The 1,527-nt window shown below is 30.8% G+C and carries 2 protein-coding genes and 1 pseudogene; 1 reads left to right on the forward strand and 2 read right to left on the reverse strand.

Annotated features, from left to right (window positions below):
• Positions 1 to 65 precede the first annotated feature (65 nt).
• Positions 66 to 626, reverse strand: a complete 561-nt coding sequence (locus tag BLV40_RS27750; RefSeq protein ID WP_090695858.1) for a recombinase family protein — start codon at positions 624 to 626, stop codon at positions 66 to 68.
• A gap of 327 nt (positions 627 to 953) precedes the next feature.
• Between BLV40_RS27750 and BLV40_RS28785 the strand changes: the two genes are divergently transcribed.
• Positions 954 to 1,130 carry a hypothetical protein gene (locus tag BLV40_RS28785; RefSeq protein ID WP_170833733.1) on the forward strand — a complete coding sequence of 59 codons (177 nt, stop codon included), beginning with the start codon at positions 954 to 956 and terminating at the stop codon, positions 1,128 to 1,130.
• An 87-nt stretch (positions 1,131 to 1,217) separates the two neighbouring features.
• Here BLV40_RS28785 and BLV40_RS29880 read toward each other — a convergent pair.
• Positions 1,218 to 1,295 (reverse strand): annotated as a pseudogene (locus tag BLV40_RS29880) (IS6 family transposase); the annotation flags it as partial.
• Between the last annotated feature and the right edge of the window lie 232 nt (positions 1,296 to 1,527).

Below are 1,527 nucleotides of genomic sequence, written 5' to 3' on the forward strand. Positions count from 1 at the left end.
GGGTACGGAAACGATTCAGGGTATGAGGGGCCACTCTGGGATTTAATTACAAATAAAAAAGAACTTTATTCAAGTTCTTTAAATCTACGATATAGAGCGGCCTGACTGACTCCTGTAATCTGACATATTTCCTTTACTGTTTTATTGGTATGTTCTCGTAATTCAATTGCATGGTTCATGCCAGGATGTTTATCCGTGTATTTCTTCACTCTTCCTCTATATACACCTTTTTGTTTTGCTAGCTTTATTCCCGCATGTTGTTTTTCTTTAATCATTTCACGATCTAATTCACTAAAGGCAGCCATGACAGTTAAGAAGAACTTGCCCGTTGGAGTTCTTGTATCAATTCCTAAATTTAAAATTGCAAAGTGCACATCCTTTTCCCGAAATTGTTCTACTAACTGTAATAGCTGAATGGTATTTCTACCTAAACGATCCATTCTAGTTACGACTAAGGTATCCCCAGTAGTTAGTTTTGAAAGTAACGTGTCTAACTCCGGTTTTTGTTTTGTTACTCCACTAATTTTCTCTTTTATGATTTCATCTACTACATATTTTATAAGTTGTTCAATTTGTGTATCTAAATTTTGATCTTGTGCACTTACACGTGCGTATCCATAGACCATTTTTATCCCTCTTTTTGTACATATTTTTGATAAGTGTTATTGAGAGTCTATGAAGCTAATAATATCAAGGAAATGATTTCTTCTCAATAGGGTACACTCTATTGAGAAGTTCGAATATGCAATTTTACATTTCAATATATATATATAATCAAAATATATTATAATTTTTATGTTATACTTTAAAAGACACCTAATGTTTATACTATACAACGGTATATAAAACAGCAGCTGAAAATTCCCTATCTATCATTATAGATAGGGAATTTTATAATTCTCAGTTACAAAATACAAAACATAAATTCAACAAGAAGCGGAGAGAATGGTACTATGTATCCTAAGTTTTTTGATAAAATGGCCTTTTCAAAAGAACATAAAGATTTATTAATTCAATTATATAACAAAGAGATTACAAGAAATGAGTATGATCGTTTATTAAACAATCTATATGATAGAAATTCTACAGTACATAAAAATAAGAAACCAGATAACATGCTATCTACTTAAAACTTTCAATATTCTCAATAACCTAAATAAGGTTCTGTTGCAAAGTTTGAAAAAAGCATAAACAGGTTGGTAAATGAGGAACTATGTTTAGGAAGTAGCTAGTAATTGTTGAAATTCATTGTACGTTGAAAAGGCGGAGTCTCTTTGAAGACTTCGCTTTTGTTTTATATGTTAAAATTAAAAGTTTAGCTATCAAATAGCGTTGATAATTATGGTTGGCACTCTCAAGAAAAATCATCAAGGAAGATACGCATTGCCTGATGGCCAATATTTTACAAATGGTGATGTTATTAATAAAGTACCCCAAAAAGTAAAGTTTTTGGGATGCTGATATTTACCAAACGATTTGAATGTCACTTTAGGAGATAATTTGCACTAATTTTAAGTGTTCTTTAGC

The sequence above is a fragment of the Bacillus sp. 166amftsu genome (assembly GCF_900107445.1).
Lineage (GTDB): Bacteria > Bacillota > Bacilli > Bacillales > Bacillaceae_G > Bacillus_A > Bacillus_A arachidis.